Origin of the sequence: Pseudomonas sp. IT-P12, from assembly GCF_949767465.1 — a bacterium.
Classification (GTDB): domain Bacteria; phylum Pseudomonadota; class Gammaproteobacteria; order Pseudomonadales; family Pseudomonadaceae; genus Aquipseudomonas.
The window spans coordinates 273553-294586 of sequence record NZ_CATKPY010000023.1 but is presented as its reverse complement, the minus strand read 5'-3'; the positions used below and the strand labels follow the sequence as shown (position 1 = coordinate 294586).

The 21034-nt window shown below is 62.2% G+C and carries 17 protein-coding genes; 1 reads left to right on the top strand and 16 read right to left on the bottom strand.

Features of this window, described 5'->3' with window-relative positions:
• Positions 1 to 61: 61 nt before the first annotated feature.
• Positions 62 to 958 (bottom strand): LysR substrate-binding domain-containing protein, encoded by an 897-nt coding sequence (locus ACM6IM_RS19600; protein ID WP_414866059.1) that lies wholly within the window; start codon positions 956 to 958, stop codon positions 62 to 64.
• A 118-nt stretch (positions 959 to 1076) separates the two neighbouring features.
• Here ACM6IM_RS19600 and ACM6IM_RS19595 point away from each other — a divergent pair, with 118 nt between their 5' ends.
• Positions 1077 to 2354 (top strand): MFS transporter, encoded by a 1278-nt coding sequence (locus tag ACM6IM_RS19595; RefSeq protein ID WP_414866058.1) that lies wholly within the window; start codon positions 1077 to 1079, stop codon positions 2352 to 2354.
• Between the two features lie 22 nt (positions 2355 to 2376).
• On the opposite strand, the gene gspM is transcribed toward ACM6IM_RS19595, so the two are convergent.
• The 15 genes from gspM to gltB all read right to left on the bottom strand — a co-directional run bounded on the left by gspM (position 2377) and on the right by gltB (position 20937).
• The gene (gene gspM, locus ACM6IM_RS19590) at positions 2377 to 2808 is read right to left on the bottom strand and encodes a type II secretion system protein GspM (protein ID WP_414866057.1); all 432 of its coding nucleotides are present in this window, start codon (positions 2806 to 2808) and stop codon (positions 2377 to 2379) included.
• The gene (gspL, locus tag ACM6IM_RS19585; protein ID WP_414866056.1) at positions 2805 to 3911 is read right to left on the bottom strand and encodes a type II secretion system protein GspL; all 1107 of its coding nucleotides are present in this window, start codon (positions 3909 to 3911) and stop codon (positions 2805 to 2807) included. The genes gspM and gspL overlap by 4 nt, the downstream gene beginning before the upstream one ends.
• Complete coding sequence (locus tag ACM6IM_RS19580) at positions 3908 to 4759, bottom strand: type II secretion system protein GspK (protein WP_414866055.1); 852 nt, start codon at positions 4757 to 4759, stop codon at positions 3908 to 3910. The genes gspL and ACM6IM_RS19580 overlap by 4 nt, the downstream gene beginning before the upstream one ends.
• The gene (locus ACM6IM_RS19575) at positions 4756 to 5298 is read right to left on the bottom strand and encodes a type II secretion system protein GspJ (protein WP_414866054.1); all 543 of its coding nucleotides are present in this window, start codon (positions 5296 to 5298) and stop codon (positions 4756 to 4758) included. Before ACM6IM_RS19575 ends, ACM6IM_RS19580 begins: the two co-directional genes overlap by 4 nt.
• Positions 5291 to 5668: a type II secretion system minor pseudopilin GspI gene (gene gspI / locus ACM6IM_RS19570; RefSeq protein ID WP_414866053.1), complete on the bottom strand. Its 378-nt coding sequence runs from the start codon at positions 5666 to 5668 to the stop codon at positions 5291 to 5293. The genes ACM6IM_RS19575 and gspI overlap by 8 nt, the downstream gene beginning before the upstream one ends.
• Positions 5661 to 6128, bottom strand: a complete 468-nt coding sequence (gspH, locus tag ACM6IM_RS19565; protein WP_414866052.1) for a type II secretion system minor pseudopilin GspH — start codon at positions 6126 to 6128, stop codon at positions 5661 to 5663. Before gspH ends, gspI begins: the two co-directional genes overlap by 8 nt.
• 3 nt (positions 6129 to 6131) lie before the next feature.
• Positions 6132 to 6590 (bottom strand): type II secretion system major pseudopilin GspG, encoded by a 459-nt coding sequence (gspG, locus tag ACM6IM_RS19560; RefSeq protein ID WP_414866051.1) that lies wholly within the window; start codon positions 6588 to 6590, stop codon positions 6132 to 6134.
• A gap of 3 nt (positions 6591 to 6593) precedes the next feature.
• Positions 6594 to 7802: a type II secretion system inner membrane protein GspF gene (gene gspF / locus ACM6IM_RS19555; protein WP_414866050.1), complete on the bottom strand. Its 1209-nt coding sequence runs from the start codon at positions 7800 to 7802 to the stop codon at positions 6594 to 6596.
• Between the two features lie 3 nt (positions 7803 to 7805).
• Positions 7806 to 9278 (bottom strand): type II secretion system ATPase GspE, encoded by a 1473-nt coding sequence (gene gspE / locus ACM6IM_RS19550; protein WP_414866049.1) that lies wholly within the window; start codon positions 9276 to 9278, stop codon positions 7806 to 7808.
• Positions 9275 to 11203: a type II secretion system secretin GspD gene (gene gspD, locus ACM6IM_RS19545; RefSeq protein WP_414866048.1), complete on the bottom strand. Its 1929-nt coding sequence runs from the start codon at positions 11201 to 11203 to the stop codon at positions 9275 to 9277. The genes gspE and gspD overlap by 4 nt, the downstream gene beginning before the upstream one ends.
• A 7-nt stretch (positions 11204 to 11210) precedes the next feature.
• A complete protein-coding gene (locus tag ACM6IM_RS19540; RefSeq protein ID WP_414866188.1) occupies positions 11211 to 11681 on the bottom strand; it encodes a type II secretion system protein N in 471 nt (156 codons plus the stop codon).
• A gap of 213 nt (positions 11682 to 11894) precedes the next feature.
• On the bottom strand, positions 11895 to 13361 hold the full coding sequence (gbpA, locus tag ACM6IM_RS19535) for an N-acetylglucosamine-binding protein GbpA (RefSeq protein ID WP_414866047.1): 1467 nt from the start codon (positions 13359 to 13361) through the stop codon (positions 11895 to 11897).
• Between the two features lie 378 nt (positions 13362 to 13739).
• Positions 13740 to 14807, bottom strand: a complete 1068-nt coding sequence (gene hemE / locus ACM6IM_RS19530; RefSeq protein ID WP_201193840.1) for a uroporphyrinogen decarboxylase — start codon at positions 14805 to 14807, stop codon at positions 13740 to 13742.
• Between the two features lie 232 nt (positions 14808 to 15039).
• Positions 15040 to 16458 (bottom strand): FAD-dependent oxidoreductase, encoded by a 1419-nt coding sequence (locus tag ACM6IM_RS19525; RefSeq protein WP_192307608.1) that lies wholly within the window; start codon positions 16456 to 16458, stop codon positions 15040 to 15042.
• A 33-nt stretch (positions 16459 to 16491) separates the two neighbouring features.
• On the bottom strand, positions 16492 to 20937 hold the full coding sequence (gene gltB / locus ACM6IM_RS19520) for a glutamate synthase large subunit (RefSeq protein WP_192307607.1): 4446 nt from the start codon (positions 20935 to 20937) through the stop codon (positions 16492 to 16494).
• Positions 20938 to 21034: the final 97 nt, after the last annotated feature.

Genomic DNA, 21034 nt, shown 5'->3' with positions numbered 1-21034 from the left:
ACACCCAGCGCACTGCGCAACTGCGTCCTCGATTGCCTCGAACGCATCTGTTTGCCCACGGTCAACCATCCTCACCCTTGCTCGTCAACAACGCCACAAACGCCTTGGCCATCGGCGATTTCTGATCCTTGCGCTGCACCAGCCACACCGCCGACACCGCAGCCGGGTCGAGCAAACGCCGGTAAACCACGCCATCGATGCGCACCCGCTGGTAGGAAGCCGGCAGCACCGATACGCCGAGCCCCGCAGCCACCAGCCCGATGATGGTCATCGCCTCGCCTGCCTCTTGCGCGAAGTTCGGGCTGAACCCTGCATCCCGTGTCAGGGCCAACAACTGCGCATACAACCCACTGCCGTAACTGCGTGGGAAAAACACAAAGGGTTCGTGAGCCAGGGCTGAAAGAAACAGGCCGTCTTCACTGCCAAGCGCCAGTGGATGCTTGGAGCTGAGCACCGCCACCAGGGGTTCGCTCATCAATTCCACCACGCTGAGCGAATCCGGCAAACCCAGCGGGCGCATGATGCCGACTTCAATCGATTCATCCACCAGCGCATCGGCCACCTGGGTGCTGCTCATTTCCCGCAGGGTCAGATGCACCGCTGGAAAGCGCTGGCGAAAGGTGAAAATCGCCTGGGGAATGGTCGAGTTGAACGGCGCGGACGAGGTGAACCCCATCTTCAGTTCGCCCAGTTCACCCAACTGCGCCCGGCGCGCCACATCGGCGGCTTTGTCGACTTGCGCCAACACCAGTCGCGCCTCTTGCAGGAACAACCGCCCCGCTTCGCTCAATTCGACCCGACGATTGGTGCGTTCGAACAACCGCGCCCCAACCTCCTGTTCCAGCGCCTGGATCTGCTGGCTCAGCGGCGGTTGCGAGATGCCCAGCATCTGGGCGGCACGGCCGAAGTGCAGTTCCTCGGCCACGGCGATGAAGTAGCGCAGGTGGCGCAATTCCATGAACACTCCATTAGGTCGTAAAACCTCTCAAACAGGTCGAACAATATATTGGATTGAATCATTAGCCAGCTATATGCTTTTTTCATTGCCTGACCGGCTGCCTGCTCCGAGGTCTCAAGTGAAAACTGTTGTCGCTCCACTCGCCCATGAAGTTCCTCCCGCCGCACTGGGTGATACCGCCGCCGAGCTCAAGGAGATCTACATCGAAAAAGGCACGCCGATGTTCATGCGCACGGTGCTGGCATTGTTCTGCGGCGGCTTTGCCACCTTCGCGCTGCTGTACTGCGTGCAACCGATGATGCCGCTGCTGTCCCACGAATACGCCATCAATGCGGCGCAGAGCAGCCTGATCCTGTCGGTGGCCACCGGCATGCTTGCCATCGGCCTGCTGATCACTGGGCCGATCTCCGACCGTGTCGGGCGCAAACGGGTGATGGTCCTGGCGCTGTTTGCCGCTGCGTCGTGCACCATCGCCAGTGCGATGATGCCGAGCTGGCAAGGCGTGCTGCTGATGCGTGCGTTGATCGGCTTGTCGTTGAGCGGCCTGGCGGCGGTAGCCATGACCTACCTGAGCGAGGAGATCCACCCCAACCACATTGGCCTGGCGATGGGCCTGTACATCGCCGGCAACGCCATCGGCGGCATGAGCGGGCGCTTGATCACCGGTGTCTTGATCGACTTCGTCAGCTGGCACACGGCGATGCTGGTGGTCGGCGGCCTGGCGCTGGTCGCGGCGGCGGTGTTCTGGAAAATCCTCCCTGAATCGCGCAACTTCCGCCCCCGCTCGCTGCACCCGCGCAGCCTGCTGGACGGTTTCACCATGCATTTTCGCGATGCCGGCTTGCCGCTGTTGTTTCTCGAAGCCTTTGTCCTGATGGGCGCGTTCGTCACCCTGTTCAACTACATCGGCTATCGTCTGCTCGCCGAGCCTTACCATATGGACCAGGCCTACGTCGGACTGCTCTCGGTCGTGTACCTGTCGGGCATCTACAGCTCAGCGAAAATCGGCGCTCTGGCGGACAAGCTGGGCCGGCGCCAGGTGCTCTGGGCGACCATCGTGCTGATGCTCGCCGGTCTCGGCCTGACCCTGCTCACCCCGGTGCCCGTGGTCATCATCGGCATGCTGATTTTCACCTTCGGCTTCTTCGGCGCGCATTCGGTGGCCAGCAGCTGGATCGGCCGCCGCGCCACCAAAGCCAAGGGCCAGGCATCGTCGCTGTACCTGTTCAGCTACTACGCCGGCTCGAGCATCGCCGGGACCGCCGGCGGCGTGTTCTGGCACCTCGGCGGCTGGAACGGCATCGGCCTGTTCATCGGTGCGTTGCTGGTGGTGGCGTTGCTGATCGCGTTGAAACTGGCGAAATTGCCGCCGTTGCCGGGTCCCACGCCGGTTTAGCCACGGTTTTGGGGCAAGCGGACTACTTGAACACCACCCGCGCCTCCAGCAACGTGTCGCGCTTTTCCAAGGTGAGGGACTGCAAGGCGGCGCCATTACGCTCGGCATGATCCAGCCATTGCAGCAACTGTGTGACGTCGCCGCTGACGGTCAGGCGCAACAGGTCGCTGTCGGTGTCCATCTGCTGCAATTCCAGCCCCGCCGCCGTCGCGCTGTCACTGATGTGCAGTGACAACGGCTGATCGGAGACCCGTGCAACGGCGTGCTGAGGTTGTGCATGTTGCAGTTGGTCCGCCAGGGTCACCTGTTGCTGGTACTGGCGTTCGACGACTGACAGCCGCTGGCGAACGGGCTGCGCGATCAGGCTGAACGCAGCGACGCCCAGCACAACGGCCCCCATGGCCAGAAGCAGGCGCCGCTCGCGAATGGACAGGCGTTGCCAGGCAGCGTTCATGTGTTGTCCTCCATGGTCAACGTCGCCTGCACGCGATCACGTTCCTTGCTCGCACTCTCTAGCCTGATCGGCATCCCTTGCTGTCGGCCGCGTTCGCGCAATTGTTCAAGCTCGGCAAAACTGTTGGAGCTCAACTGGATCTTCCAGCCGTCGCCCGCCCGAAACTCGATACGCCGAACGTCCACATGGCTCGCGCCGATGATGTGCTCGATCAGGCTCACCAGACCGACGATGCGGGTCCTCTGCGGTTCAACAGCCTGGCTTTGCAAACCCTTGAGCTGCGCCGCCAGATCGACGATGCGGGTCTGGTCAGGATAAAGCGCCCTGAACCGTTGCTCGTTCTGGCCGTGGAGCCGACTGATTTCGCCTTCGAGAAAATCGATTCGCATCACGCTGGCGCCCCAGGTCAAAAGCAACAGCACCAGCAAGACCCAGCCGCTGGATCGCCAGGGCAGCCGATGAGTGCGCGCGGCGAAGTCACCTTGCAGCAGGTTGATGGCGTGGGAGCGGCGCATGGCCAGGCACGGATCGATGGCGACCGCGTCGGGGCGCTCATCGAGCCAGCGGGTATCCGCAGGTAGAAGCGGCTTGTGCAATGAAATGGCATCATCCGACAACGCCACGCGTGCCGGCATCCCGCCGCCGACCAGCCATCGGCCGAACCAGCGAACGGCAATCGGCTCGTCGCCGGGCAATACATCGGCATCGACATAGACCGAGCGGACCTTGATGCCGGCTTCCGCCAGCAGCTGCAGCACCGCTGCAAAGCGCGCACGATCGATCACCATCACCGGATAGCACCCGTCCTTGCCACGCGCCCCTATGCCCAGGTGGACGTTCTCCAGCGCGTCAGCCAGTTGATCCTCCACGGCATACGCAATCGCCTGTGCGCCGGGTTGGCGCCTGGAAGGCCATGGGGCGGTGCTCACCCAGCTGCACAACTCCATGGGCAACAGCAGATCGATCGCTCGCCCGCTCAGTGCTTGCGCAGCCTGGCTCAACGGCATGAACTGGCGTTGTCCGGTCGCCGACCAGAAGCACGCCGGCCAGTCGATCGACGCATGGGGCAGGCCTTCGGGGGTGAGGTAAAGCCAGGTGTTCATCGCGGTATCTCGTCGGCATTCGTAGGAAGAAGGCGTCGTTGCAGGACCTTGAATTGAGGCGTATCGCTGTCGCGTTCGACATCCGTGGCCAGCCGCAGCCGGGTGTGTCCCTGAGTGACCTGCACGGTGATGCGAAACCAGCGACTGCCGACCCCCAGGCCATGACTGCTCAGGCCTTTGCCGGAAAGCAGCGGATCCCGGACAAAGGCCTGGGCGCTGGGCCACGCCAGGGTCGAACGCTGACGGACCAGGGCCTCGGTCGTCGCCGCCTCCACTTCATCCAGCGCCCTCAACAGCAGCGCCGGGGCAGTGTTGATGTTCAGCGCAGCGTCAGGGGGCAGCACGGCGACCCAAGGCTCCAGTTGACGCAGCAGGTGCCCGTCGACACCCGGCAGCAGACGCAACTGGCTCAGCTCGTTCAAGGGGCCTACCTGACTGAGAGACAGCGGCGCCAGATCAAGCAGTTCAAGCAAGCGTCCCCAACGATTCAGGGTGATCGGATCAATTCGGCCCTGGTTCAGCAGGGCATTGAGATTGAATCGCCCGGCGAGGTCTTCGATGACGACGTGCAGTCGAGCGTCACCCGTGTCGAAGTCGGGCGTGCTTCGCGCCCAGCCCTGGGTCAGGTCAACGGTTTTTTCCGAGGTGCCCCCCACCGCTCGCAGTTGCAAAAGGGCCCAGGCTTCCCCGGCAGCGGCGAGTTGGCGCAAGTGAACGTGTTGCACCGCCAGGCCACTGCTTTGCAGCGACAGGCGATGGCTGCGCAGCAAACCGCTGGTCATCAGCAAGGCCAGGCTCATGACCAGCAGCACACTGACCAAGGCGATCCCCCGTTGGCGCCCGCTCATGGCAACGCCTCCGGCAAGAGCAGCACTCGCCTGATCGCGTCGAACCGCCCCACCGACACTTGCAGCTCCACCGCCAGCGGTGCATTCCCCTCGCTACCGGACGGCCACTCTCCACGCCAACCGACTCGCCGATCAAACAGACGCCAGTTCAGCGCCCGAACGTCATCGAACAGTTTCTGCCGCTGCAGGATCGGCGAGCCTTCACCCAGGCTTTCACGCCACAGCACGCCGTTGTCGAGTCGGTAGGTCAGGGTCTGTCGTTCGCTACGCGGTTGGTCCAGAGGATTGCGCCAGTGGCTGCGCTGAAAATGCAACTGCCCTTGCCCCAGCACGACCGGCTGCCCGGTCAGTTGCATCAAGTCGCGCTCGATCACTGCCACCGCGCGCTGCAGGCGTCTGAATTCGCGCTCGTGGGCCGTGGTGCCCTGTTGTACGCGCACCACCCCATCGAACAATCCCCAACTGGCCAGACCGAGCAAGGCAAATATCGCCAGAGCGATCACCAGCTCCAGCAAGGTGAAACCGGTCTGCCTATTCATGACGAACAGGTATCCAGCCACGGGTCTGGTGCAGGATTGTCCCGCGGCCGCTGACCTCGACATCGACCTTCAACCATCGCGCATCAGCGGATGCACTGACGTGCTGGCGCAACAGCCAGTCGCGACGATCCATGGACACTACTCGCTGCTGTTGACCTGGCGGCAACGTGGGCTGCAGGCGCAGCTCATTGAGCAGGTTATCGGCCAACCAAGCGGTGAAGAGTCGTTCCTCGACCGCGCCAGCCTGCTTCACAACGTATTGGCTGGCCGATAACACCGCCGCCGCCAGCGTCGAGAAGACCGCCAGGGCAACCATGATTTCCAGCAGGGTGAAACCGCGCCGACGCGCCCACGACAAGCCCTCAACCATCAATGACCACCTCACCCAGGCCATCGCCCGACAGGTGCAGGAGCGTGCGCCCCCGGACCGTGAAGGTCAGGGTGAAGGCGCTGGTTTCATCGCTGCTGAGCATCAGCACCTGCGGCAATCCTGCATCGGCGTCCAGCCTCAACGGATGCCCGTCCTTATCAAGTTGCACACGCAGACCGTCGGGCCATGGTTGGAGCGCGGCCATCGGCTTCCATTCCCGTGCCTCGAGACGCATCGCGCGATACCCGCTGTCACTGAGGCGTATGCCGTACTCCCGGCCCTCCAGCACTGCCCGTTCGCGCATGTGTTGAATCATCCCCGCCAGCGCATGCACCTGGTAACGGGCCTGTCGCTGCGGGTCCGGCCCCGCAGCAAGACTCACCATGCCCAGCAGCGCGCCGATCAGAACGATCACGATCATCATTTCGAGCAAAGTGAACCCCCGGCAACCCTGGCGCATGAATCAGTCAGCCATCCAATTGCCGATATCAGCCGCGTGCCCCTCGCCACCGAGCACACCATCGGAACCCAGGGAATACAAGTCGAAGTGACCCTCGCCCGACTGCACGCCAGGGTTGAGGAACTGATAGGGCGTCCCCCAGGGGTCGAGTGGCAGGTTTTTCAGGTAGCCCTGGGGGTTCCAGTTTCTGGCCGCCGGCAGGCCCGAGGGAGGCTTGCTCAACGCCATCAGGCCCTGTTGGGTCGAAGGGTATTGAAAGTTGTCGAGGCGGTACATTTCCAGAGCGGTGGAAATGGCCTGGATATCGATCTTTGCGGCGGTGACTTTGGCCTGATCGGGACGACTCATGAACTGCGGCACCACGATGGCCCCCAGCACGCCGATGATCACGACCACCACCATGATTTCGATCAGGGTAAAGCCACGTTGCCGGCGGGACGAGCTGTAACGTAAAAGTTGCATGGATCAATTCACCAATTGGTTGAGGCTGAGAATCGGTAGGAGGATGGCCATCACGATCAGCAGCACGACGCCGCCCATCAGCACCAGCATGGCCGGTTCGAAAAGACTCACGACCAGTGCAATGCGCGCCGCCAGGCTGTTCTCCTGTTGTTCGGCAGCCTGCACCAACATGCGATCGAGTTCGCCGGCACGTTCGCCGCTGGCGATCATGTGCAGCATCATCGGCGGGATGTCGCCGCTGAGTTCCAGGCCCCGGGTCAACGTCCCGCCCTCGCGCACGGAACGGGCCACATCGGCCATGCGCGCCCTGATGGCCAGGTTGCCGATGACGGCGGCCGCGATTTCCAGCGCGTCCACCAGCGGCACGGCACTTTTGCCAAGGATCGCCAGGGTGCTGGCGAAACGCGCGGCTTCCATCGCCCGCAACACGTCGCCAGCGACCGGCAGTTGCAAGGCCAGTCGGTGCCAGCGCAGTCGCCAGAGCGGCTGGCGCACACTCCAGCGACAAGTACCGATCAACAGCGTCAGCCCGGCGATCAAGGCCAGGAAATGTTCGCGCAGACCGTCGCTCAAGCCGATCAGCGCCTGCGTCAGCCAAGGCAGCGGCTGGCCGCTGTCGATAAAGATTTTCACCACGTCCGGCACCACGTAACCGAGCAGGAAACCGACGATCGCCACGCTGGCCAGCATCAGGATCAGCGGGTACACCAGCGCCATCTGGATTTTCTGGCGCGAAGCCTGACGCGCCTGGGTGTAGCCCGCCAATTGCTCCAGCACCTGGCCCAGGTGTCCGGAACGCTCGCCCGCAGCGACGGTGGCGCGAAACAGTTCAGGAAACGCCTTGGGAAACTGCCCCAACGCAGTGGACAGTGCATGCCCTTCCATTACCCGACTGCGCACCGACGACAACAGGCCCGCGACCTTGCGCCTGGCACTTTGTCTGGTGACGGCTTCCAGTGCCTCCTCCAGGGGCAGACCGGCCTGCACGAGGGTGGACAATTGCAACGTCAACAGTGCCAGTTCAGCGACGCTCAGGCGTGCGCCGCGCGGTTGCGTACCGCTGACGATCCCGGCCCGTACTTCATTCAGTTCACGCGGCCACAAGCCACGCTCACGCATCAGTTGACGGGCATGCCTTGGGTTGTCCGCCTCCAGTCGCCCCTTGCAGCGCCCGCCCTGAGCATCCTCAGCCTGGTAATCGAACGTCGGCACTGCTCAGTCCTCCCGGGTTACGCGTAACAACTCGTCGAAGCTGGTCACACCGTCGAGCACCCGTTGTCGTCCATCCTGGAACAGGCTGCGTGACACCTGCCGCGTCTCCTCGATCAACGCCTGCTCACCGGCGCCTCGATGGATCAGCGTCGACACCGCCGGGGTAATACTGAGCAGTTCGTAGATGCCGATTCGCCCGCGATAACCGTACTGGCACTGCTCGCAGCCCACGGCGCTGAACAGTTGCGGAGGTGCCGCCGCATCCACCCCCAGGCGCTCACATGTATCTGCATCGGCGTAGTACGAGGCCTTGCAATGCAGGCACAGAGTGCGCAGCAGACGCTGGGCCAGAATGCCCACCAGAGACGACGCCAGCAGGTAGGCATCAACCCCCATGTCCAGCAGCCGTGTCACCGCGCCGGCGGCGCTGTTGGTGTGCAATGTCGACAGCACCAGATGCCCGGTCAGCGAGGCCTGAACCGCGATTTGCGCTGTCTCGCGATCACGGATTTCACCGACCATCACCACGTCAGGGTCCTGTCGCAAAATGGCGCGCAAGCCACGGGCGAAAGTCATGTCCACCTTCGGATTGACTGGCATCTGCCCCACACCGGGCAGGTGATACTCGATGGGATCCTCGACCGTGAGAATGTTGCGTGTCTGGTCGTTCAGGCTGCTCAGCGCCGCGTAGAGGCTGGTGGTCTTCCCCGAACCGGTGGGACCGGTCACCAGCAGAATGCCGTGGGGCCTGGCCAGCAACCGACGCAGGGCGACCAGGGTGTCGTCCGGCATTCCCAGGCGCTGCAAATCCAGGCGTCCAGCCTGCTTGTCGAGCAAGCGCAGCACCACCCGTTCGCCATGGGCAGACGGCAAGGTCGAGACCCGCACATCCACTTCATGCCCGGCCAGGCGCAGCGCCATCCGGCCATCCTGGGGAATGCGTTTTTCGGCGATGTCCAGACGTGCCATGACCTTGATCCGCGACACCAGCAGGGTTGCCAGCTCACGCCGCGGCCTGAGCATTTCGCGCAATTGACCGTCGATGCGCATACGCACCGACAGCGCCTGCTCGAAGGTTTCCAGGTGGACGTCAGAGGCCTGTTCGCGCACCGCCTCACTGAGCAGTGCGTTGATCAAGCGGATGATCGGCGCATCACCTTGTTGCTCCAGCAAATCGGCGGTTTGTGGCACTTGATCGACCAGGCGCAGCAGATCGAGTTCGTCATCGAGCCCCTGGGCCACCTGCTCCGCCGCGCTCTGGCCGTCACGGTAAACGGCGACCAGGCGCGCGGCGAACTCATCGGCATCCAGCACATGGATCGGCAGGTCTCGCCCACACATCCGTCTCGCTTCCGACAGCGCCGTCAGCGGCGTATCGGCTCGCACTGCCAGGCTCGGCCCGGTTCCCGCGCACGCCAGCAAAACGCCGAAACGCCGGGCGAAACCGAACGGCAGCACGTCGAGTTTTTCGCTCATGGCGTCCCCGTCGTCGGCTTGCGCAAATCGAACACCGGCGCTTCAGCGGGCTGGTCGAATAACTGACGCGACTCTGCCGGCAGCAGCAGCGAATTGTTTTCGTGCGCAGTTGGCTGGCTCAACTTGCGCAGTGCGTTGTAACGCTGCTGGCTGACCCCGGCCAGGTCTTCCTTGCTGCGCACGATGGTCGGCCGCAGGAACACCATCAGGTTGCTTTTGATGTGCGTGTCGCGGCTCCAGCGAAACAGCGCACCCAAGTAAGGAATATCGCGCAACAGCGGCACACCGCTGCGCTGAGTGCTGACGCTGTCGCGGATCAGGCCACCGATGACAATGATCTCGCCATCGTCCGCCAGGATGGTGCTCTTGAGCGCACGCTTGTTGGTGATCAGGTCGGAGGAAGCGATACCGGTTGCCGAGGGGGCAATGTCCGAGACCTCCTGCTCCACCTCCAGGCGCAAGGTCGCGCCTTCGTTGATGTACGGTTTGATCTTCAGGCTGATGCCGACATCCTTGCGCTCGACGGTGGTGAAGGGGTTGTCCGCGCCGCTGCTGTTGGTTGCGTAGGAACCGGTCTTGAACGGCACGTTCTGACCGACGATGATTTCCGCTTGCTGATTGTCGAGGGTCAACAGGCTCGGGGTGGACAGCAGATTGCTGTGGGTATTGCTCGCCAGCGCGGTGATCAATGCGCCGAAACGGTCACTGCCCAGGTGCAGTATCGCGCCGTCCGGGGCGGATTTCTTTTCATTGAAATTCAAGCCGCCGACGATCGGGAGATCGGTGCGGGAGAAATTGATGAACCCCTTGGCGTCGCCCGTGTTGAGCCCCCACTGCACACCGACGGCTTCGGTGATATCCCCGGAAATCTCGACAATGGCGGCATGGATCAGCACTTGCGCTCGCGGCTGGTCCAGTTGAGCAACGATGTTCTCCACCATTCGGATATGCGCCGGCTCGGCGATCAGCACCAGCGCGTTCTGGCTTTCGTCAGCCTTGATCATGAAGGCCGCACTGGACGGATTGTCCTTGATGGTGCCCAGGCTCGAGGCCTGCTTTCGGGTCTGCCCCATCATGTCGAGGATCTCGGCCAATTGCTTGGCGTCGCTGTGACGCAGGCGAATGACCCGGGCATTGTCGACGGAGGCGGTGGCGGGCGTGTCCAGGCTGCGGCCCAGGTCGAGCAGGCGCTGGCGAACCGCTGGCGGGCCGACAAAGATCAGACGGTTGGTACGGCTGTCGGCAAGTACCTGGACCGCCGCCTCGGCATTACGCTTGCCCAGCGACGACTCAATGATCGTCAGGACGTCGGCGGCTTGGGCATGCTGCAGTTGCATGACCGAATGCAGGTTGTTCTGGCCCGAATCCAGCTGGCGCACCACCTTGGCAATACGCTCCACGTTGGCTGACGTATCGGTGACCACCAGCGCATTGGCCGACACCGACGGGCCGACATACCCGTTGGCCGAAACCAGCGGCCGCACCAGCCCGGCCAGGTCAGCGGCGTGGCTGGTGTTGAGTTCGATCACCTGGGTGATGAACTGCGACGCCGTGGTGTTTTTTGCCGTGCTCTGACCGGCACGGGTTTTCGCTTCGGTCACCGGGGTGATGAGAATCCGGTCACCCTCGTCGATGACCGTGAAGTTGTGGGCATCGAGCACCGAGTAAAACAGGCGACGAACGCCCTCGCGGTCAAGGGCCTGGCGCGACAGCACGGTGATGCGCCCCGAGACCCGCGGATCGAGCACCACGGTGGTGCCAAGGATGGTCGAGATTTCTTCGACGATGTCCCGCAGTTCGGCATTGTTCATCGCCAGTTGCCATTTTTCCTCCTCGGCCTGCAGTTCGCCATGAAAAAGCGCGGTCGCCACGGTGGCGAGGAAGAGCAGAGCACGCAAAACGGGCGTGCTGTTGAAGCTGTTCATCAGGTATTCACTCTGGCTGCCCGACATGCGGGCGTAGGTAACGCGTAGAAGTGGCAGGCGCCTCGGCTTGACCTTCGGAGCGATGCAGGAATCGCACGGCCGACGTCTGCAACATCAGCACTTCTTCGCGCCCCTTGTTCCACAGCACCACTCGATTCGCCTCGACACGACGTAGAACGCTGCCGCCCGGCAACTGATCGCCGACGGTGTAAATCCGCGCGCCCTGAGCGTCGGCCAGCAAAGCCCTGGACAGTCCGTCGGCAGAAACAAAACTGGCCTGCAAGGACAGCGGCTCGGCACTGGGCTGCAGCGGGGTTGCGGCCGTCAGGCCGAACACGGTTGCAATGGCGGTAGTGTCGAGGGGCGCAGGCACCGGTGGCGCGGACGCTGGGGCAGAGACCGGCAACGGCGTGGCGAGTCGTTCGCGATAACCCCGCTCCTGCCACGCAAGAAAAGTTGCGTAACCCACGCACAACATCAGCAAGCCGATTGTGAAAAGTCGCCGAAACATTAAAAAAGTCCAAAGTGAAAGCCAGCAGCGAACGCTCTTCCATGGAAGTAAAAATCCTCATGCTCGCGGGACGGGCATGAGGAACACGAAACCGTAATTGCCGTTGATTTGGCTCGAATTCAGCCGCGAGGGCACTTCAAGCGAGCCCCAGGGGCCCGCCTGAAGTGTTACAGCGAGGGCTTACAGCTTGTTCCAAGCCATGTGCCAGTGCGCGCCGACACCCGGCTCGAAGCCGTTGGCAGTCGGGCTGTATTGCTTGCAGTAGCCGGACTCGGGGAATGGCTTGCACTCAAAGACTTCACGGGTCTTGGGTTGCAGCACTTTGGTCCCGGCGGTGTACTCGCTGAGGCCGTCGGGGAACACGAAGTCATGCTCGACGCCAGCGCCTTCACCGGTCACGTTGGTCGTCTGGGTGTCCTGGCGTGTGGTGCGACCATCGAGTGTGGTGCCGACCAGTGTCAGGGTGTGTTTGCCCGGATTGCTGCGCACATCCATGACCAGCGTCGTCCCACCGCTTTCGACCTGCGCCGAGGTCGTTCCGACCGGCTTGTTGTTCTCGTCGAACAAGGTCGCTTCGACATTCATTTTGCGGTTGGTGAGCATGCCGAAATCGACCTTGGCCAAACCTTTCACCAACACGTATTCGGCTTGCTGGGAGGACACCGACATGCGCGCTGCGGCGTCGTCCTTCATGTCCAGTTGCACTTCATAACGGGTCACACCACTGTCTTTCTGGGCGTACAGGGTGTTGTTGCCACGCACCGGTTCGATGTTGCCGTTTTCATCACGGATGCCCGCGCGGATCAGCGTGTGAGCCTTGTTGATTTTCTCTGCCAGCTTGAACGACCAGTTGTTTGGCGTGCCTTCCTCGGCCGTGTCGATGGAGATTTCAACGCTGTACTGCGAACTCTCGCCGTTGGCCGAAAACGCCCGGGCCTTGACCTTGTCGCCGACCAGCAATGTCGTCGACGGCGCAATGTCCCCCACGGAAGACCAGCCACCCGGCAACTCGGCTTCGGCAATGATGTTCACGTCCGTTGCGTTGTAGAACGCCGCGTCGGTATCGCCGACGGTCCAGATCGCCAGAATCACATGCTGGCCGGACTTGTCAGCCGGGATGTTGCAGTTGTGCTTGGCGCCCGACACCGGCAGTTGATGCCCGCCATCGACGGTGCAGAACGGGGTGCTCTCGAAGGTCGCGCGTTTCAGCGACTCGTTCGGATTCCAGCCGTTGCGAGTGATGAAATACTCATGCTTGGTGGCCGGGTGCGCAGCGGTGTAGTGCCATTGGAAATCGATGGTGCGGTTCTTGATTTCGGTCAGATGCCAACGGGTGGCGGACTGGGCATCCAGCGCGGAAAACAGCGAATGGCCTCCGCTGGCAATCTTGCCGTCGACCGGCCCCTGGTTCGGTGCGCCGCCCATACCGCCCGGGAACCCCTTGAAGGTTTCGCCCACGCTTTGCGGCTCGTATTGCGCACCACCACATTGGGTGTTCAGGCCTTTCTGGCAAAGCAGTGCTCGCGAAGGTGGCACTTCAAGGTAGCCGTGGGCGGAAGCGGTTTGAGACGCGAGCATTGCCGATAACAGGATCATCGAGGATGTGCATGCCGAGAACGCACCGCCCTTGTAAAAAACTCTTTTCATGATTGTGTTCCAGACTGCTTATCGATAATTCAACCCGCCTGGCTGGCGCGGCTACTCGTAATCCGTTCGATGCGACACCGAACGAGGGCCTGAAACCTTACCGAGATGGAAGCAACTTCTATGTAGGATAAGTCTCTGTGTGAGAGGGGATTGATCTCTCTGTGCACTTATCTGAATGGGTTGTGGGAATAATCTTACGGCCGGAACACCTATCTTCTTCATACCGCATCCACACACTCGTCCAGCCTCTGTGTCCGAGCGATTTCCAGCTTGCTCGCGCCTGCGCAAGCGTTCGACAGTCGACTCCCACAAAGTCGGCAGACACAAAAAAGCCTGTCCGGCGTGAGCCAGGACAGGCTTTTTTGTCAGGTGAACGCACTATTCGTGATACTGCGCCGACAACTCGTGCACCGCGCGCAGGAACGCACCCGCATGCTCCGGATCGACTTCCGGGGTGATGCCGTGACCGAGGTTGAACACGTGGCCGCTGCCCTTGCCGTAACTGGCCAGGATCCGCCCGACTTCGGTGCGAATCGCTTCAGGCTTGGCATAGAGCACGGTCGGGTCCATGTTGCCTTGCAGGGCGACCTTGTTGCCGACACGGGCACGGGCGTTGCCGATGTCGCACGTCCAGTCCAGGCCCAGCGCGTCGGCACCGGCGTCGGCAATGCTTTCCAGCCACAGGCCGCCGTTCTTGGTGAACAGGATGACCGGCACCTGACGACCTTCGTGCTCGCGGATCAGGCCGCTGACGATTTTCTTCATGTAGGCCAGGGAGAATTCCTGATAGGCCGCCGCCGACAGGTTGCCACCCCAGGTGTCGAAAATCTGCACGGCCTGCGCGCCGGCCTTGATCTGGCCATTGAGGTAGCTGGTGACCGACTGCGCGAGCTTGTCCAGCAGCAGGTGCATGGCTTGCGGGTTGTCGTAGAGCATGGCCTTGGTCTTGCGGAAGTCTTTCGACGAGCCGCCTTCGACCATGTAGGTGGCCAGGGTCCAGGGGCTGCCGGAGAAACCGATCAGCGGCACCCGACCGTTCAGTTCACGGCGAATGGTGCTGACCGCGTCCATGACGTAGCCGAGGTCTTTGTGCGGATCGGGAATCGGCAAGGCCTCGATGTCGGCCAGGGTGCTGACGACTTTCTTGAAGCGCGGGCCCTCGCCGGTTTCGAAATACAGGCCCTGGCCCATGGCGTCCGGAATGGTGAGGATGTCGGAGAACAGGATCGCCGCATCCAGTTGCGGATAGCGGTCGAGCGGTTGCAGCGTGACTTCGCAAGCGAACGCCGGGTTCATGCACAGGCTCATGAAGTCACCGGCCTTGGCACGGCTGGCGCGGTATTCAGGCAGGTAGCGACCGGCCTGACGCATCATCCACACAGGCGTGACGTCTACGGGTTGCTTGAGCAGGGCGCGAAGGAAACGGTCGTTCTTCAGGGCAGTCATGTCGGCATCCGGAAAAAAAGTGCGGGCATTTTCTCAGAGCTCGACGCAAAAGGCACGGCAAGAGCGGCGCCTTTTGTCTATAGGGTCAATTTGTCGCGGTTTTTACAGCCACTGCAAAACCAATGTGGGAGCGGGCTTGCTCGCGAATGCGACATATCGGTCAACACATCGGGTGACTGATACGCCGCCTTCGCGAGCAAGCCCGCTCCCACAGGGTTACTGCAGTCGAGGCTTAAACGCCCAGGTAATCCAGAATCCCTTCAGCCGCATTGCGGCCTTCGAAGATCGCCGTCACCACCAGGTCGGACCCGCGCACCATGTCGCCACCGGCGAAGATTTTCGGGTTGCTGGTCTGGTGCTTGTACTGACCTTGTTCCGGTGCCACGACGCGGCCCTGGCTGTCGGTCTGGATGCTGAACTGTTCGAACCACGGCGCCGGGCTCGGACGGAAGCCGAAAGCGATGACCACGGCATCGGCCGGGATGATCTCCTCGGAACCCGGGATCGGCTCAGGGCTGCGACGGCCACGGGCGTCCGGCTCGCCGAGACGGGTCTCGACCACTTTCACACCCTCGACCTTGTCTTCGCCGACGATGGCGATCGGCTGACGGTTGTAGAGGAACTTCACGCCCTCTTCCTTGGCGTTCTTCACTTCCTTGCGCGAGCCCGGCATGTTCGCCTCGTCACGACGATAGGCACAGGTCACCGACTTGGCGCCCTGGCGGATCGAGGTGCGGTTGCAGTCCATCGCGGTGTCGCCCCCACCGAGCACCACCACCTTCTTGCCTTTCATGTCGACGAAGTCTTCCGGCGACTTTTCAAAGCCCAGGTTGCGGTTGACGTTGGCGATCAGGAAATCCAGAGCGTCGTACACCCCCGGCAGGTCCTCACCGGCAAAACCGCCCTTCATGTAGGTGTAGGTGCCCATGCCCATGAACACGGCATCGTATTCTTCGAGCAGTTGCTCCATGGTCACGTCCTTGCCGACCTCGGTATTGAGGCGGAACTGGATGCCCATGCCGCTGAAGACTTCGCGACGATTGCTCAGTACGGTCTTTTCCAGCTTGAATTCAGGGATGCCGAAGGTCAGCAGACCGCCGATTTCCGGGTTCTTGTCGAACACCACCGGGGTCACGCCGCCGCGCACCAGCACGTCGGCACAGCCCAGGCCCGCCGGGCCCGCACCGATGATCGCGACGCGCTTGCCGGTCGGCTTGACCTTGGACATGTCCGGGCGCCAGCCCATGGCGAACGCGGTGTCGGTGATGTATTTCTCGACCGAACCGATGGTCACCGCGCCGAAACCGTCGTTGAGTGTGCACGCGCCCTCGCACAGACGGTCCTGCGGGCACACCCGGCCGCAGACTTCCGGCAGGGTGTTGGTCTGGTGCGACAGCTCGGCGGCCTGGAGGATGTTGCCCTCGGCCACCAGTTTCAGCCAGTTCGGAATGAAGTTGTGCACCGGGCACTTCCATTCGCAATACGGGTTGCCACAACCCAGGCAGCGGTGGGCCTGATCGGCCGACTGCTGGGGTTTGAAGGGTTCGTAGATCTCCACGAACTCTTTCTTGCGTTGACGCAACAGTTTCTTCTTCGGATCTTTGCGCCCGACGTCGATGAACTGGAAGTCGTTATTCAGACGTTCAGCCATTGTTAAAACCTCATCACACTCTTCAGGCGCATATCACTGCGGGTTGGCACGGGTGCTGGAAAGCAACGATTTCAGGTTGGCAGCCTTGGGCTTGACCAGCCAGAAACGACGCACGTAATCGTCGAGGTTCTCGGCGAGTTCACGACCCCACTCGCTGTCGGTTTCCTCGACGTACTCGTTCAGCACACGTTGCAGGTGGCTGCGATAGGCTTCCATCGCTTCACCGCTGATCCGCTGGATTTCCACCAGTTCGTGGTTGACCCGGTCAACGAAGGTGTTGTCCTGGTCGAGCACGTAGGCAAAACCACCGGTCATGCCAGAGCCAAAGTTGTAGCCGGTCTTGCCCAGAACGCAGACGAAACCACCGGTCATGTACTCGCAGCAGTGATCGCCGGTGCCTTCCACCACGGTGTGGGCACCGGAGTTACGCACAGCGAAACGCTCGCCCGCGGTACCGGCGGCGAACAGCTTGCCGCCCGTGGCGCCGTACAGGCAGGTGTTACCGACGATGGCACTGTCCTGAGTCCGGTAGGCGCTGCCCTTCGGCGGAACGATGACCAGCTTGCCGCCGGTCATGCCCTTGCCGACGTAGTCGTTGGCGTCGCCTTCCAGGTACAGGTTCAGGCCACCGGCGTTCCACACACCGAAACTCTGGCCGGCGGTGCCCTTGAAGCGGAAGGTGATCGGCGCGCTGGCCATGCCCTGGTTGCCGTACTTGCGCGCGATTTCACCGGAGATCCGCGCACCGATGGAACGGTCGCAGTTGCAGATATCCAGCGAGAACTCGGCGCCGCTCATGTCGTTGATGGCCGAAGTGGCCATCTCGACCATTTTCTCGGCCAGCAGGCCCTTGTCGAACGGCGGGTTGCGTTCCACGCCACAGAACTGCGGCTTGTCCGCCGGGACATGGTCGCTGCCGAGCAACGGGGTCAGGTCCAGGTGATGCTGCTTGGCGGTCTGGCCCTCGAGGATTTCCAGCAGATCGGTACGACCGATCAGCTCTTCGAGGGAGCGCACGCCCAGCTTGGCCAGCCACTCACGGGTTTCTTCGGCGACGTAGGTGAAGAAGTTCACCACCATGTCGACGGTACCGATGTAGTGATCCTTGCGCAGCTTCTCGTTCTGGGTCGCTACGCCGGTGGCGCAGTTGTTCAGGTGGCAGATACGCAGGTATTTGCAGCCCAGCGCGATCATTGGCGCGGTGCCGAAACCGAAGCTTTCCGCCCCGAGGATGGCGGCCTTGATCACGTCGAGGCCGGTTTTCAGGCCTCCGTCGGTCTGGACCCGGACCTTGCCGCGCAGGTCGTTGCCACGCAGGGTCTGGTGGGTTTCGGCCAGGCCGAGCTCCCACGGTGCGCCGGCGTATTTGATCGAGGTCAGTGGCGAAGCGCCGGTGCCGCCGTCATAGCCGGAGATGGTGATCAAGTCCGCGTAGGCCTTGGCCACACCGGCAGCGATGGTGCCGACACCGGCTTCAGCCACCAGCTTCACCGAGACCAGCGCCTGCGGATTGACCTGTTTCAGGTCGAAAATCAGCTGCGACAAGTCTTCGATGGAGTAGATGTCATGGTGCGGCGGTGGCGAAATCAGGGTCACGCCCGGTACCGCGTAGCGCAGCTTGGCAATCAGGCCGTTGACCTTGCCGCCGGGCAATTGACCGCCTTCGCCGGGCTTGGCGCCCTGGGCGACCTTGATCTGCAGCACTTCGGCATTGACCAGGTATTCCGGGGTCACACCGAAGCGCCCGGTGGCGACCTGCTTGATTTTCGAGCTCTTGATGGTGCCGTAGCGCGCCGGGTCTTCGCCGCCTTCGCCGGAGTTGGAACGCGCGCCGAGGCGGTTCATGGCTTCGGCCAGGGCCTCGTGGGCTTCCGGCGACAGGGCGCCCAGGGAGATGCCTGCGGAATCGAAGCGCTTGAGCACCGATTCCAGCGGTTCGATCTCGCTGATGTCCAGCGGCGTGTCCAGGGTCTTGACCTTGAACAGGTCGCGGATCATCGACACCGGACGGTTGTCCACCAGCGCCGTGTATTCCTTGAACTTGCTGTAGTCGCCCTGCTGCACAGCGGCTTGCAGGGTGTTGACCACATCAGGGTTGTAGGCGTGGTACTCGCCACCGTGGACGAACTTCAGCAGACCGCCCTGCTGGATCGGCTTGCGCGGGCTCCAGGCTTCGACGGCCAGGGCTTTCTGCTCGGCTTCGATGTCCACGAAGCGCGCGCCCTTGATGCGGCTCGGCACGCCACGGAAGCTCAGGTCGCACACCTCTTCGGACAGGCCGATGGCTTCGAACAGCTGAGCGCCGCGGTAGGAGGCGATGGTCGAGATGCCCATCTTCGACAGGATCTTCAACAGGCCCTTGGTGATGCCTTTGCGGTAGTTCTTGAACACCTCATAGAGGTCGCCCAGCACTTCGCCGGTACGGATCAGGTCGCCCAGCACTTCGTAAGCCAGGAACGGGTACACCGCCGAGGCGCCGAAACCGATCAACACGGCAAAGTGATGCGGGTCGCGAGCGGTCGCGGTTTCCACCAGGATGTTGGAATCGCAACGCAGGCCTTTTTCGGTCAGGCGGTGATGCACAGCACCGGTCGCCAGGGACGCGTGGATCGGCAACTTGCCCGGGGCGATGTGGCGGTCGCTCAGGACGATCTGGGTGCGGCCGGCACGAACGGCTTCTTCGGCCTGATCGGCCACGTTGCGCACTGCCGCTTCGAGGCCGACGCTCTCGTCGTAGTTGAGGTCGATGATCTGGCGTTCGAAGCCCGGACGATCGAGGTTCATCAGCGAACGCCACTTGGCCGGGGAAATGACCGGCGAGCTGAGGATCACGCGCGATGCGTGTTCCGGCGATTCCTGGAAGATGTTGCGCTCGGCACCGAGGCAGATCTCCAGCGACATCACGATGGCTTCACGCAGCGGGTCGATCGGCGGGTTGGTGACCTGCGCGAACTGCTGGCGGAAATAGTCGTACGGCGTACGCACGCGCTGGGACAGCACGGCCATCGGCGTATCGTCGCCCATCGAACCCACGGCTTCGTAGCCCTGTTCGCCGAGTGGGCGCAGCACCTGATCGCGCTCTTCGAACGTGACCTGATACATCTTCATGTACTGCTTGAGCTGGTCGACGTCATAGAACGCCGAACCGTGGTCGTTGTCCTCCATGGTGGCCTGGATGCGCAGGGCATTCTTGCGCAGCCATTGCTTGTACGGATGACGGGATTTCAAGCGGTTGTCGATGGCGTCGGTGTCGAGGATCTGCCCGGTTTCGGTGTCCACGGCGAAGATCTGGCCAGGACCGACACGACCTTTGGCGATCACGTCTTCAGGCTGGTAGTTCCAGACACCGATTTCCGAGGCCAGGGTGATGAAACCGTTTTTGGTGGTGACCCAGCGCGCCGGACGCAGACCGTTACGGTCGAGCAGGCAGACGGCGTAGCGACCGTCGGTCATGACCACACCGGCCGGACCGTCCCACGGTTCCATGTGCATCGAGTTGTACTCGTAGAACGCACGCAGGTCAGGGTCCATGGTTTCGACGTTCTGCCACGCTGGCGGAATGATCATCCGCACGCCACGGAACAGGTCGATGCCACCGGTGACCATCAGCTCGAGCATGTTGTCCATGCTCGAGGAGTCGGAACCGACACGGTTGACCAGCGGGCCGAGTTCTTCCAGGTCCATCAGGTCGTTGGTGAACTTGGTGCGACGGGCCTGCGCCCAGTTACGGTTGCCGGTGATGGTGTTGATCTCGCCGTTATGGGCGAGGAAGCGGAATGGCTGGGCCAGCGGCCATTTCGGCAGGGTGTTGGTGGAAAAGCGCTGGTGGAACACGCAAATCGAGGTCTGCAGGCGCTCATCGCCAAGGTCCGGATAGAAGGCGGACAGGTCCGCCGGCATCATCAGGCCTTTATAAATGATGGTCTTGTGGGAAAAGCTGCAGATGTAGTGATCGACGTCGGCGGCGTTGGCCACGGACGAGCGACGGCGGGCGCTGAACAGCTTGACCGCCATGTCCTGGTCGTTCAGGCCTTCACCGCCGATGAACACCTGTTCGATCTGCGGCAGACGCTCGAGGGCCAGGCGGCCGAGAACGCTGGTGTCGATGGGCACTTTGCGCCAGCCGATCAGGTTCAGGCCTTCGGCCAGTATCTCGCGGTTCATGTTCTCGCGAGCGGCTTCGGCTTTTACCGGGTCCTGGTTGAAGAAGACCATGCCCACGGCATATTGCTTGGGCATCTCGACGCCAAAGGCTTCCTGGGCGATCGCACGCAGGAACACATCCGGCTTTTGAATCAGCAGGCCGCAACCGTCACCGGTCTTGCCGTCGGCGTTGATCCCACCGCGGTGGGTCATGCAGGTCAGGGCCTCGATGGCCGTTTGCAAAAGGGTATGACTGGGCTCGCCCTGCATGTGGGCTATCAGGCCGAAACCGCAGTTATCCTTGAATTCATCTGGTTGGTACAGACCTGCTTTCATAGACACTTTCTCACCAGGCTGCCTCTTACCGAGGCAAATTTCTTTTCAATTCAACCACTTGCCGCCCACGCCGAACGTACGCCAGCTTTGCAGGGGC

Coding starts and splice junctions, on each gene's coding strand:
- gbpA (WP_414866047.1), bottom strand. CDS start 13,361: ATGAAAAGAGTTTTTTACAAGGGCGGTGCGTTCTCGGCATGCACATCC.
- ACM6IM_RS19600 (WP_414866059.1), bottom strand. CDS start 958: ATGGAATTGCGCCACCTGCGCTACTTCATCGCCGTGGCCGAGGAACTG.
- ACM6IM_RS19540 (WP_414866188.1), bottom strand. CDS start 11,681: ATGTTGTGCGTGGGTTACGCAACTTTTCTTGCGTGGCAGGAGCGGGGT.
- gspE (WP_414866049.1), bottom strand. CDS start 9,278: ATGAGCGAAAAACTCGACGTGCTGCCGTTCGGTTTCGCCCGGCGTTTC.
- gspD (WP_414866048.1), bottom strand. CDS start 11,203: ATGAACAGCTTCAACAGCACGCCCGTTTTGCGTGCTCTGCTCTTCCTC.
- gspI (WP_414866053.1), bottom strand. CDS start 5,668: ATGGTTGAGGGCTTGTCGTGGGCGCGTCGGCGCGGTTTCACCCTGCTG.
- gspL (WP_414866056.1), bottom strand. CDS start 3,911: ATGAACACCTGGCTTTACCTCACCCCCGAAGGCCTGCCCCATGCGTCG.
- ACM6IM_RS19575 (WP_414866054.1), bottom strand. CDS start 5,298: ATGAATAGGCAGACCGGTTTCACCTTGCTGGAGCTGGTGATCGCTCTG.
- hemE (WP_201193840.1), bottom strand. CDS start 14,807: ATGACTGCCCTGAAGAACGACCGTTTCCTTCGCGCCCTGCTCAAGCAA.
- ACM6IM_RS19580 (WP_414866055.1), bottom strand. CDS start 4,759: ATGAGCGGGCGCCAACGGGGGATCGCCTTGGTCAGTGTGCTGCTGGTC.
- gspH (WP_414866052.1), bottom strand. CDS start 6,128: ATGCGCCAGGGTTGCCGGGGGTTCACTTTGCTCGAAATGATGATCGTG.
- gltB (WP_192307607.1), bottom strand. CDS start 20,937: ATGAAAGCAGGTCTGTACCAACCAGATGAATTCAAGGATAACTGCGGT.
- gspM (WP_414866057.1), bottom strand. CDS start 2,808: ATGAACGCTGCCTGGCAACGCCTGTCCATTCGCGAGCGGCGCCTGCTT.
- gspG (WP_414866051.1), bottom strand. CDS start 6,590: ATGCAACTTTTACGTTACAGCTCGTCCCGCCGGCAACGTGGCTTTACC.
- ACM6IM_RS19525 (WP_192307608.1), bottom strand. CDS start 16,458: ATGGCTGAACGTCTGAATAACGACTTCCAGTTCATCGACGTCGGGCGC.